This is a genomic window from Pirellulales bacterium (assembly GCA_035656635.1).
GTDB lineage: Bacteria > Planctomycetota > Planctomycetia > Pirellulales > JADZDJ01 > DATJYL01.
Genome location: DASRSD010000022.1, coordinates 1 through 11,508 on the forward strand (window position 1 = coordinate 1; position 11,508 = coordinate 11,508).

The window sequence follows — 11,508 nt, forward strand, 5'->3', positions numbered from 1 at the left end:
TCCACAACCATGCGAATCTTCCGGCTAGGGCCATCAACGCGCAGCCGCTTAGCAGCAACAGCAGCCCCGCGCCAGCACTGTGCTCGCGGTTGCCCCTGATGAAGATCACTGTCAGTGAGGATACTAAACCAAAGACTAATAAAAACGCCGTTTGCCACGCTTGTTCCGACGCGCCCTGACCAACTACCGATTGAAGCGGGAACATACCGGCAGCCAATATCAACAAAACGGCGAACATCCACATCACGAGATTTCGCCGGGGTAACGCCCAGGTAAGCAACGGCTTATAGATGTTGATGAAACTACGGACAATGGGATTTTCTTCTTCACTTCGCAGGCGTCCTTTGATAAATGTCGGTATCAGCGCCGGCACCAGCGTGACCGAAATGAGCGCCACTCCGATCATGGCGAAACTTTTGGTGAACGCCAAGGGGTGAAATAGTTTCCCCTCGCGCCCGCTGAGCATGAACACAGGAATAAACGACAAGAGCATTATCATCACGGAGAAAAAGATTGGCCGTCCGACTGTGCGGCAGGGCTTGATCACTATTTCCCGGATGTCGCCGGTTACCTTTCTATCGCCAAAGTGCTGCTTTAATTCATGCGTGGCATTTTCCGTCATCACGATGGCCTGATCGACCAAAATGCCAATCGAAATTGTAATCCCCGCCAGCGACATGATGTTGGCCTGAATGTCGATAATGCCGGTCGTTCGCAGGACCCACATCACCAGGAATGAAAACAGCACGGCCAGCGGCAGGGTGACACAGATCACGAACACACTGCGGAAGTGCATTAGGATGAGCAGAATAGCGATGGAAGCAATGAGCATTTCGTGGCCCATCACCTCGGTCAGCGTGTGAATCGCTCCATGAATCAGCCGCGTTCGGTCGTAAGCGGCCACGATATGCACACCCGCCGGCAAGCCTGGTTGCAGCTCTTCAATCTTCTCTTTGACGCGCTCGGTCACCGTCAGCGGATTTTGACCGTGGCGCATCAGCACCGCACCGCCTGTCATTTCGTCCCCATCTTTTTCAAACACGCTACGACGAAACTGCGTGCCAAGCTGCACCGAAGCAATGTTGCGAACATAAATCGGTGTGCCTTTGATTTCCTTGATGACAGTGTTTTCGATGTCTTGCTTGTCCTTGATCCAGCCGACACCGCGGACAATGTACTCGGCGTTGTTTTTCTGAACGACGCCGCCGCCAGCGGGCATGTTGCTCTTGCCCACCGCCGCATAAAGCTCGCCGAGTGTGATACCATAGGCACGTAAATCATCGGGCCGCACGTCGATCTGGTATTCCAACGGCGTGCCGCCAACCACAGCGACATCAGCCACGCCGCCGTCCCGAACCGACGTCAATCCGGGCGCGATGTAGAACTTGTTCAGCGCCCAGAGGCGGCCTGAATCAATCGGGTTACTCGGACTATCCTCCACCGTATACCAGAAAATCTGTCCCAGCGCCGTGGCATCGGGAGCCAAATATGGCACGACACCAGGCGGCAAGTAGGTGTTTGCTTGGCCGAGTTTTTCAGTAACACGTTCACGCGCAAAATAGAAATCCACGTTGTCGTCGAAGATCAACGTAATCATCGAGAAGTTGAATTCCGACGACGACCGCACGGCTTTGATCCCGGCCAAGCCCTGTAACTTGAGCGAAAGCGGATAGGTAACCTGATCTTCGATTTCACGCGGGCTGCGCCCCATCCAGTCCGCGAACACGATCACCTGATTTTCGCTAAGATCAGGAATGGCATCGACCGGTGTGTTCAGCGTGGCATAAATGCCGGCCACGGTCAGCGCCGCGGCGGCGATCAACACCAGAAACCGATTGCGGATCGAAAGTTCGATGATGCGTTCAATCATTTGAATTGCTCACTTGCTCGCTGAATTCGCTTGTTTTAACTGGGCAACCTTGGCCAGTGTGGCTTTCGGGTCCTTGAGGGCTTCGTCTTTGCAGCCATCACAGCACAGAAACACTGGCTCGCCTTCAATCATCAACTTGAACGGAGCGCCCATCGAGCCCAGACGATTCTTCGTTACCGGACACAATCGCTGCGACTCGACGAGCTTTTGATCTTCCGGCGAAAGTTTCGCTAGCGCCTCTTTGATTTCCGATTCCTTCACGGCGTCCGAAGGTATTTCCGGTTTTTCTGCCATCGTTGGTGCAGGAGCAGCGACAGCGTCGTGCCCAGCGGGTTCGGCTAACGTTTTCTGTTTTAGTTCGGCAACTTTAGCCAATGTCTCCGTGGGATTATCCAGCGCCTTTTGCTTGCAACCACTACAGCAGAGAAACACTGGCTGGCCATCGACCATCACCTTCACCGGCGGACCCATTGAGCCGAGTTGGTTGCTTGTCAGAATGGGGCAGAACCTTTGAGCTTCAACCAGCTTGCGGTCCTCGTCCGAGAGTTTGGCGAGTGCGGCTTTGATTTTCGCGTTCGGGTCATCCGGCGTTGAAGGACGGACATTACTTACACTCGAAGTGTCTTTCGAGCCGCTGGAATTGCCGAAATAGATCGATCCAGCCGCCGGGTTAAGTCGCGTTTCAGCATCGACCAGGAATGATCCGCTGGTGACCACCAAATTGCCTTCCAGTAAGCCGTGCAGAACCGGATAGAAAACCGCTCCATCGGGATTGGTCATTTTCGGTCCCAGTGACACTTCAACACCTTCATAAACCCCTGGCTCTGACTGGCGGTAAACAATTTTCTGATTGCCAGTGTCGATGACCGAGCTTTCAGGCACCGCCAGCGCCTTGCCTTGCTCTAGCATTTCCTTACCGTGCGGATCACTGGTGGCATCGGCCAGTGCCGGCAGGTCCTTCGGCAGAATCTTGATGGCGACTTCTGCCGTACCGCCCGGTCGCAGCTTGTGACCCGGATTTGCCAATTCAAACCGCACAGTAATCGTGCGCGAGTCTTGATCGACGTGTGGATAGATGAAAGACAATCTGCCGTGAAACGGCTCGTTGGGATATGACCGCGTGGTTGCGGTAACTTCCAGTCCGGGCGCATTAGGGTCTTTCGGGCCGTGTTCATAGCCTGCGGGCAGCGATGACAAATCCTCTTCGTAAACCTGGGCCTGAATCCACACCGTTGAGAGATCGGCGACATCATATAGCGGCATCCCTTCCTGTACGTATTGTCCTTCCTTGACGTACTTGTTGATGACGTGCCCGCTGAGTGGCGAACGAATTCGCACATGCGTATCGACCTTGTTGGCCGCCAAGAATTCGTCGATCTGCTGATCGTCAATGCCCAACAATTTCAGGCGTGCGCGGGCGCTTTCAACGAGGTCATTGTTACCTCTGTGCTTTGCCTCAATCAGGTTTTGGATGGTAACCATTAAATCAGGGCTGTAAATCAGAGCCAAATCATCGCCCGCGTTAACCATTTGCCCGGTCTCGCTGGCATATAGCTTGTCGATCCGGCCAGCACTGCGAGCGGCGACCGTTTTTTGTCCACGCTCATTGAATTCAATGTAGCCAACTGCCTTGATGTCCTTGGTCAGCGATACATACTGGACTGGCCAGGTTTGAACGCCGGCCAAAACTACGCGATAGGGCGAAAGTTGCACACGGTTGACTATGCCCGCTGGTAGCGCCTTCGCAGTAGCTTCTCCCTTTTTACGCTTGGTTAGGGGCATGAAGCAGATCGGACAGACTTCCTTGTTGTTGTCACGCACAATGGACGGGTGCATGGGGCAATAGTATTCATAACCGGAGTCAGCGCCGGCGACATCCGTAGCGCCTTCAGGGCGCGTCCACTTGTCGTAGTAAGCAGCGAGCGTGTCCCAATGCAGGATGATCGCGCCGATTACCACCAGGATGGCGATGAACCGCAACCGCGCCAGGTTCACCAGGACAATAAAGTCGAACCACCACCATGCCTTTCGCCAACCTTTAAGGTGAGGAGGGGCGCGCAAGCCACCTTCATCACTGAAATTGGGAATTCGTTCAGCCGGACCATCCGGGTGGCCATTGTCGTCTTGGTACATGGGAATACTCGCCGTTAAATCAAACAGATTGAAAACTGATTATTTGAACCGTGTTTGCTCCAGGAGAAGTAAAGGGCAGCCGTGACACGAGCCAGCCAAAACAGGCGCTAACCCGCCAACCCGGCACGGCTGCCCCAATCTATCTCATTGGTCGCTTAGTAGTTCTCCGCGTGGATGCCGGCGCTTGCCAGTGCTTCGATCAACTGAGCGCTGGTTGCGGTTCCATCAGAAGCAAATTGAATCTCGACAATGTGCTGAGCCGGAAACGCTTCCGCCTTCTTTACGCCTGCCACTTTGCCCAGGGCCTCTTTGGCTGCCTTTGCCGTCGCATCATCTTTTACATCGGCGGCTTTCAGCGCCAACCAACTGTCGTAGTGCATACTCGGTCCCATCATGTGCGGGGTGGCAGCGATCAATTGAGCCACTTTCTGGGCCGGCAGAGTCGATTCATCGAACTCGACTTTGGCATTCTTTGTGTTCCAATCGACTTTGATTGAGTGAATGCCAGGCGCCTTGCTTAATGACCTCTCAACAGTCGAAGTACACGGCGGGCAGTGCAGACCTGTAATCAGATAGGTCGCCGACGTTGTTTTATTGGTGTCCGACTTGGCCGGATCAGCAGCCCGGATCAATGCGACAAGAGACAACAAGATTGCGCTGGCGAGAAAAATCTTCGTCATGGGAAATCCTCATTTTTGGCGAAACGAAACAGCGGGAACAACACCCATTACAAAAGTCCCAGTCTGGCGATTTGCCAGACCGGGACACAACGGAGTCACATTACTTACTGACCACCGAACTTGCGTGAATCACTCTTCGGCAATGCCCACAATGGGGTCGAACCGGATCGGCTTCGCATCGTGCCACTCGACGTTCCAGCATTAGGTTCGTAAGAATAAGCGCGATAGGTCTGCGTGCTTCTTTGAGCCACACTACCTTGCGCACTGCCCGGCTGTGTGGGTTGAGCAGTCACCGGAGTAGGCTCGTACGAGAAGCTTCGCTGCTGCGCCGGCGCAGCTGCCTGATACGTTGGCCGCAACTGGCTGCGCGACATCTGGCCGTAGTCGCCGCGCATTTTAGAACTACCATCCATGTAACTTTGTGCCATCGCGCTACCAATTGCCGTGATTGACAGTCCTGTTACAACCGCCACCATCAAACCATTTTTGAAGTGTGTGTTCATATTGCACCGCCTTTTGTTGAAAACCTTAATGAGATGCCGACCCACGTCGGGTCAGCCAAAAACTAAAGCAGTCGAAAATCAGTTTGCATTCAGGGTTTAACCTGAGCTTAGACTGACAACTTGCAGAGTTCGGCGAGCCGATTTCCACCAAGTCGGAGGAGACGAACGCACTATCAGCACGTGATGCAGACTGTTTTTGGCAGCCTATCAGCGTCGCGTAGTTGCGTCGTGCTAGCGCGGCAAAGAGAAAGTTGCCGCGCGGAAGAATCAAATCAGAAAACGATGTAGAGCGACAACAAGATTGTCGGGCGGAGGCCCGGTATTTAACTCAGTAATCTGAGTGAAGGTTGTCCATATTGCGGACAATGGCAGATCGACCGAAACCACAGCCATGTCCGCCAACTGATGCACATCCGCAACCTGCATGGCTGTTTTGACGACCGGGGTCACAGCATATGTCGAAAATGGCCGGCAATGGTCGCCGCTTTGCACGCCATCGCCGTGAACGCGGACTGCATTGCTTGCCACCGAATTGCAACAATTCGTTTTGCCTTTGCAGTAACAACAGCACATGCCTCCGTGGCAGCAAGTACAATGGCACTGACAAGGCATATTGGTTTTCGTTTGGCCGCAGGCACTCGCTTCCTGCATGGCTTGGCAATGACAACCAGGCTCAAAGTGCCCGGTCGGACTCATGCAGCCAGAAACCATTCGACCATTTATCAACGCAACAGGCACCATCGCCCAAATCACCGCCGCTTGAAAGCGACGACGGATCAAGCGATTGAGGAATTTGCCAGCCATAAACGAACACCTGTTGCGCAGGTCAGAACGCCCAAATTCTATGGGTCGCTGGTTTAGATGTCAAAACTGATCCTCGGTTACAGTTCGCTAATCATTGATCCTGTTCGGCATAAAACCTTTCATTTCATTAGTTTGCCTAAAGTTTGCCAATTATTCCGTGGTTTATTAGCAAATTCTGGCGAATCCTAGCTGGGTAACAGACCGTCGTACCATACCTAGCAACAGTCGTCCACTTATTCGATGACTAGCAATGTGGTTATTTCGAGGCTAACACAGTAGAGCCGTAACCTGATTTTGCGGTCGCAATTGAATCTATGTGCCGCCGCCACTGGCGATCCAATTCTCGCACGTCGGAAATGCCATAGCATTCACGAAGAGCAGCATCATAGCCTTCCGCGGTTGCCCGCTGAATGAATACTACAAATTGAGCCGGCTTCTTTTGGTCGATCAGATACTCCGCCAAAGACGCGCTTTGACCATAGAATGTTCCAACACGCTCCGGGCGAGGATACGTTTCCATCGTCATAAGTGCGGCGAGGTCAAAAGTTGTGTTGCGGACGAGTGCAGCTTCGAGGTCTTTCTGATGGCGGCCTTGCTTAGCATCGGTATCGGCCAGTATTGCCGCTCCTTCATCAGCCCAGCGTGGCACAGTAATCGAAGGGAAACAATCTTTTATCACAACGTGAGTAAGTTCGTGCGGCAAAGCGGCTGTCAAGAAATATGGGCGATCTCCTAGTAGATCAATTCGTCGGCTGCCAATTCTTGCGTTTTCGGCTTTGACCAGTGATGAGCCGACCGTATGCTCACTTCCGCGTCCACAAGCGCTGATGTAGCTGTCGAGATTCGGATGCAGTACGATTTGACACTTGGGTGTCCATGTTTTTTGGGAATCGTCGCCAAGCCATTTCGTTTGTAAGCTTATGCGGAGAGCCTCAGCGGTTTTTGCCAACAGCTTCGCGGTCGATTGCGAATCAAGGCAACACGCTTGGAAGTTTTCGGTTTCGACAACGTACCACTTACCGCAGCGAGAACATTTTTCACAGCATAAGCAATTGGCCGGGCACTTACAGGTGGATGGATCGTCCGCGCCCAGTAATCTTTGCCCCGCAAGGCTGACGGCCATAACGAAGATGGCTGTCGATATGCTTAGCCGATGGGGCATAATGAGTTTCGTCCGCTATACAGTCTTTGTCACATAGGGGTCTGTCCCTGCATTAGCTAGCGGTATGCCAAGTCGGAATTGCGCTGTGATTTACAAAGCGTCCATATCGCAACCATTTGCACTGGATAGATTTAAGCGCTGAATCACGGATGCCAAACCAAGCGACTCGCCGCCTTGATGTGCCCCTTAATGCGTAACAAATGGGCAGACTTTGCCGTAGCTCAGAGCGAAGCGCCGCTAACTAAAGGTCGCATTCTCGACATTTGTTCATACGATTTGCACGGTCGTGACGATGAATCCTGACAGCGCAGTCGTTTCCGACGCGCTTCACGCTAACCCGCCAGCCTAACCCGGCCCGCCTTGAACGCATGGAGGCGTCATGTCGCTTGTCCGAATGGTGGGATTCTGCGTTTGCGTAGCGGCAATCATGGCTGGATGTCGCACCACGCAAACATGTTCGAATTGTTCGCATCAGGTGGTGAACACGTCGCCAGACGACTCGCGCGCCATGCCTGTTACACCGACCATTGCCGTACAAAAACCATCGATCACATCATTGCAACAACAGGCGGTTGCTGTGTTGCCGTTACCGCCAGACGGTATATCTGCCGTCTATCCCACGGTTGCCCAAGTGTCATATCAGCAGCCAACTGAAAATGTAGTGCAGGGGGCCGAATCACTTCCGCAAGCTCCTGCGCAAATGGAATTCTGTTTGGCTGAATTCGTGGCCGAAGTGCAGGCTCGAAATCCTTCGCTGCAAGCGATGATGGCCGCTGCCCAGGCCACCGCCGAGCGTTATCCCCAGGTCGTTGCGCTGGACGATCCGATGTTCAACGCTAATTTGGCACCGGCGTCACTTGGATCAAGCACGGTCGAAGGCGCATACACTCTTGAATTATCGCAAAAGTTTCCCTGGTTCGGCAAACGTGCTGCACGGGGTCGGGCCGCGAAAGCTGATGCGAGTTCTGCATATGCGGACGCAGAGGATGCTCGCTTGCGCTTGATCGAAACCGCTGAACTGGCATTCTACGATTACTATCTCGTAGCCCGTCAACGAGACTTACTCGGTTGGAATACAGATGTGATGCGCCAATTCCGTGACACCGCGCAATCGAAATATCGTGCCAATCAAGTCACCCAACAAGACATTCTGCAAGCTGACGTGGAACTTACGCAACTTGAGCGCCGGCAGCTTGAGCTGGAGCGGATGAAAACGGTGGCAATGGCACGCATCAATACACTGCTGCACCAACCAACAAATACAGCCCTGCCGCCACCGCCGAGGCAACTTTCATTTACCGACGGCTTACCGGATGTGAATCAACTCCAACAAATCGCCGCAGGCCAGCGTCCTGAGTTGGCGTCGCTTGCCAGCCAAATTGTTGCACGCCAGGCCGATCTTTGTTTGGCGCAGAAGCAATACTATCCCGACACAGAGGTATACGGCCATTACGACACCTACTGGCAGCCAGCAAGCACCCAGGGTGATTTGCGCGGCGAAGTCGGAGCCAGAGTGAACCTGCCGATTTACTATGGGCGGCTCAGCGCCGGAGTCCGTGAGGCCGATGACCGAGTGAATCAGAAACGGGCGGAATACGATCAGAAACTTCTAGACATTCAATACGAAGTCCAGCAAGCCTACGCTGAGGTATACGAAAGCCAGCAAGCTCTGAAATTGTACACCGACAAATTAGTCCCTATCGCTGAGCAAAATGTCGCCGCAGCCCGATCCAATTATGATGTGGGTAAATCGAGTTTCCTCGACTTGGCGGTCGCTCAACGCCAATTGATCGATGTGCGCGAGAAACATCAAGAGGTATTGGCAGAATATCACCAGCGCGTCGCATCGCTGAAACGTGCCATCGGTGGCCCGCTACCGTCGTCGCAAGGGATTGAGGCAGTGCCAGCACCTTCACCAAATTGATACAATCGCGCTGGGTTAAAGATTCAGAAAAACCAAAAGAATGGGCTCAATTTTCACGGCTTGAGTGTCGTATCTTCTGTTCTGCGCTGCCGACAGCCCGTCCACCGCAATACTAAATTCGCCGCCGGGAATTGCCCACGCCTGGACGATTGGCGAACTGTCGCTCGTAACCCAAAACGCTGCAACACCTGCCAAGCCAATCGCTGCCCCGATCGTGGCCAACGCTGTTGTCAACCATTGTCCGCACGTTGACGTCCGCTCGAAACAAAGGCCCGTCAGCCCGCTCGACGCAGCGATGACGATTCCCAGGAGGATCAAGTCTCCGCTCATGGCGAACCCCATAACTTGCGAATCGGCACCCAGGCCAAGGCCAACACGACCATCAGCGCGATATAGACCAGGTAAACGTGAACCTTTCCTTGCTGAAGAATGCGCAGCCGCGAAAACCGCTCGGCCCAGTCTCGGAAGAACGGCTCGTAGACCTTCTCTGTGATTGGGTCGGGATATTGAGAATTAAATTCTCCTGCGGATGGGAATAATCATTGTGGCGGCTGCTTGTGGGTATGCGGCCGCAGAAAGCGTGGCAGCAATTGCTGGATCGTCATTTCCGCGAACGATCCGCGCAATCACCACCATCTCCATGCCGGCGAAAAACCGACGCTGTTGGTGACGCATAGCGCAAATGAAACATCATTTCTGATAGTGAAAGGCACAAACTATGTCGACTAAAGCAGGTGTGCCGCCGACATGGGCGGAAGTACAGGCTCGCTTTGAAGAATTGAAGGAACTGCTATTAACTTTATCTTGTTTCGTTAGCCTTAATCAACACTGCGATCGCCTTGCGAATCTCATTTGGCAACCGTTCCCATGCTTCAATGAGACTTTGCAGATCGGTGTCATTTAATGCCATTTCGAGACATTTGAGGAAATCAGAATGCAGCGCATTTACAGCGCAGCCCTCATCGCAGTTGACGTAAATACAGCACGTGTTATCGTTTACTTCAGAATTTGAAGCGGGTTCGAATCCCGTGCCCTCCGCCTTGAGTTCCCGCAAGCTCTAGCAATGAATCGTCGGAATTCGCACAAGCCCCTGCGTCATCAGGGGCTTGTGTCGTTTCTTGCTCATCGCTGCTTTCCGGTGCGGCTGGTTGCTGCACCGTGTTTTGCACCGCTTTTGCACCGGATTCTGCACCGCCTCCGATCGCGCGTTCAAAGTCATCGTCGGTAACTTGTAGATAGTGCCTGAGTGCGACCCGCTGACTGTTTCCAAACCACGCGGTAACGACGTGCAAGGGGAACTTTTTGGCGAGTTCCGTTTCGCGGCTGGCTCTCAAAGCATGGAATAAACGTGGCCAAGGCTTCAAACCCGCCCGTTTCAAGATGCGTTCAAACTGAGTGCGCATGTTGATGTTGCGCCAACCTTTGGCCGTTAGGGCGGATTCGCGGTACGGTCCGCCTACAACATACACTGCGCCCTCTGGGGCAAGCTCAAACGCCTCTTCCAAATAGGGCCGCAGTTCCGCAAAGAGCGGAATAGTACGGCTGTCTTTGCCGGGGTGATGTTCAGTTTTCGGCGATTGCACTTCGATCCGACCATGTTCCCAGTCGATGTCTTGCCAGCGGAGTGAAAGCACTTCGCTTGGGCAGCGCAAACCGCCAAAACGACATAGCGCCACAATCGTGCGCCAATGAGGGTCGCAAACGGCAATCACGCGCTCGATTTCTTCAACCGTGATATATCGCTGCCGATCTTTTGACAGCACCGCGACAGTCGTAACACCTTCAAACGGATTGCTGGGAATCAGTTTCCGCTTGCGGGCTGCCTTGAAAAACGTACAGGCAAATTGCAATCGCTTCTGCACGGTCGTTGATGCCAACTCTTCGGCGATTAAATACTGTTTGAAGTCTTCCGCATCGGCCTCTGTGATACTCGCCATATCTCGGTTTTCGCCGAAGAAAGCACGCAAATTGCGAATTGGTTGCGACCAGATTTCTTTGGTGGCTTCCTTTACGTCCTTCCGTTGTGCGACGTAATCATCGAGAAATTTGCCAAGGGCGGTGATTCCACGTTCAGGAATCAAACCGGCTCTGGCTAATTTGTTGGCCATCGGTTTTTCGAGCTGCGCGAGCCAGCGGGCTGTTTCGTCATCAATGGCGTGGCCGGCTATTTTCGCGGCCACAATCAACTCGACGCGCAGCTTTACTACTTCTGCCGTGCGCTGCGCGACTTTACCAAGACGAATCGACCGACGCTTGCCATCGGCCCCAATGAATTGCACTGTGCGTCTGCCGTTTGGTTCTCTGCTGATACTCGCCATCTTTACACCACCCCCTTTATCGATACCTCTAATTTACAGCCCACGCGCTGGCTTTCGATAAATCGCTGAATGTCCGTCATCGCATATAGCACGCGCCGCCCTATCCGAATCGCC

The 11,508-nt window shown here is 53.4% G+C and carries 10 protein-coding genes; 2 read left to right on the forward strand and 8 right to left on the reverse strand.

The genetic code is table 11. The features are described 5' to 3' along the window. From VFE46_01475 to VFE46_01490, 4 genes are all read right to left on the reverse strand, one after another. Window positions 1-1,870 (reverse strand): efflux RND transporter permease subunit (locus tag VFE46_01475; protein HZZ26649.1); only part of this gene is annotated, 1,870 nt, incomplete at its 3' end. 9 nt (window positions 1,871-1,879) lie between these two features. Then, a complete protein-coding gene (locus VFE46_01480; protein HZZ26650.1) occupies window positions 1,880-4,003 on the reverse strand; it encodes an efflux RND transporter periplasmic adaptor subunit in 2,124 nt (707 codons plus the stop codon). Between the two features lie 155 nt (window positions 4,004-4,158). Then, window positions 4,159-4,683, reverse strand: coding sequence for a cation transporter (locus VFE46_01485; protein ID HZZ26651.1), 525 nt, complete (start codon window positions 4,681-4,683; stop codon window positions 4,159-4,161). A gap of 104 nt (window positions 4,684-4,787) precedes the next feature. Then, the gene (locus VFE46_01490) at window positions 4,788-5,186 is read right to left on the reverse strand and encodes a hypothetical protein (protein ID HZZ26652.1); all 399 of its coding nucleotides are present in this window, start codon (window positions 5,184-5,186) and stop codon (window positions 4,788-4,790) included. 405 nt (window positions 5,187-5,591) lie between these two features. On the opposite strand from VFE46_01490, the gene VFE46_01495 reads away from it, so the two are divergent. Continuing rightward, the gene (locus tag VFE46_01495) at window positions 5,592-6,047 is read left to right on the forward strand and encodes a hypothetical protein (protein ID HZZ26653.1); all 456 of its coding nucleotides are present in this window, start codon (window positions 5,592-5,594) and stop codon (window positions 6,045-6,047) included. Window positions 6,048-6,246: 199 nt separating this feature from the next. Here the strand turns inward: VFE46_01495 and VFE46_01500 are convergent, their stop codons facing one another. Further along, window positions 6,247-6,939 carry a hypothetical protein gene (locus tag VFE46_01500; protein HZZ26654.1) on the reverse strand — a complete coding sequence of 231 codons (693 nt, stop codon included), beginning with the start codon at window positions 6,937-6,939 and terminating at the stop codon, window positions 6,247-6,249. A 592-nt stretch (window positions 6,940-7,531) separates the two neighbouring features. Between VFE46_01500 and VFE46_01505 the strand changes: the two genes are divergently transcribed. Continuing rightward, window positions 7,532-9,076: a TolC family protein gene (locus VFE46_01505; GenBank protein HZZ26655.1), complete on the forward strand. Its 1,545-nt coding sequence runs from the start codon at window positions 7,532-7,534 to the stop codon at window positions 9,074-9,076. 15 nt (window positions 9,077-9,091) lie between these two features. On the opposite strand, the gene VFE46_01510 is transcribed toward VFE46_01505, so the two are convergent. The 3 genes from VFE46_01510 to VFE46_01520 form a co-directional block, all read right to left on the reverse strand. After that, the gene (locus tag VFE46_01510; GenBank protein ID HZZ26656.1) at window positions 9,092-9,418 is read right to left on the reverse strand and encodes a hypothetical protein; all 327 of its coding nucleotides are present in this window, start codon (window positions 9,416-9,418) and stop codon (window positions 9,092-9,094) included. 171 nt (window positions 9,419-9,589) lie between these two features. Next, window positions 9,590-9,751: a hypothetical protein gene (locus VFE46_01515; protein ID HZZ26657.1), complete on the reverse strand. Its 162-nt coding sequence runs from the start codon at window positions 9,749-9,751 to the stop codon at window positions 9,590-9,592. Window positions 9,752-10,077: 326 nt separating this feature from the next. Continuing rightward, complete coding sequence (locus tag VFE46_01520) at window positions 10,078-11,355, reverse strand: site-specific integrase (GenBank protein ID HZZ26658.1); 1,278 nt, start codon at window positions 11,353-11,355, stop codon at window positions 10,078-10,080. Between the last annotated feature and the right edge of the window lie 153 nt (window positions 11,356-11,508).

Bases quoted from the DNA above. Each gene is read 5' to 3' on its own strand.
- VFE46_01495 (HZZ26653.1), top strand. From the start codon at position 5,592: ATGCACATCCGCAACCTGCATGGCTGTTTTGACGACCGGGGTCACAGC.
- VFE46_01505 (HZZ26655.1), top strand. From the start codon at position 7,532: ATGTCGCTTGTCCGAATGGTGGGATTCTGCGTTTGCGTAGCGGCAATC.
- VFE46_01480 (HZZ26650.1), bottom strand. From the start codon at position 4,003: ATGTACCAAGACGACAATGGCCACCCGGATGGTCCGGCTGAACGAATT.
- VFE46_01510 (HZZ26656.1), bottom strand. From the start codon at position 9,418: ATGGGGTTCGCCATGAGCGGAGACTTGATCCTCCTGGGAATCGTCATC.
- VFE46_01490 (HZZ26652.1), bottom strand. From the start codon at position 5,186: ATGAACACACACTTCAAAAATGGTTTGATGGTGGCGGTTGTAACAGGA.
- VFE46_01485 (HZZ26651.1), bottom strand. From the start codon at position 4,683: ATGACGAAGATTTTTCTCGCCAGCGCAATCTTGTTGTCTCTTGTCGCA.
- VFE46_01515 (HZZ26657.1), bottom strand. From the start codon at position 9,751: ATGCGTCACCAACAGCGTCGGTTTTTCGCCGGCATGGAGATGGTGGTG.